At 55.2% G+C, this 223-nt stretch carries 1 rRNA gene; it reads right to left on the minus strand.

Going from position 1 to position 223, the window contains the following annotated elements:
* Positions 1–223: ribosomal RNA gene (locus tag AAC855_RS21490) — 23S ribosomal RNA — on the minus strand; the annotation flags it as partial.

Here is a 223-nt window from a genome sequence, read left to right on the forward strand (position 1 = left end):
TAACCTCACGATGTCCGACCGTGATTAGCTAACCTTCGTGCTCCTCCGTTACGCTTTGGGAGGAGACCGCCCCAGTCAAACTACCCACCAGACACTGTCCGCAACCCGGATGACGGGCCTACGTTAGAACACCAGCCATTAAAGGGTGGTATTTCAAGGATGGCTCCATGCAGACTGGCGTCCACACTTCCAAGCCTCCCACCTATCCTACACATCAAGGACC

Origin of the sequence: Xenorhabdus bharatensis, assembly GCF_037996705.1 — a bacterium.
GTDB lineage: Bacteria > Pseudomonadota > Gammaproteobacteria > Enterobacterales > Enterobacteriaceae > Xenorhabdus > Xenorhabdus bharatensis.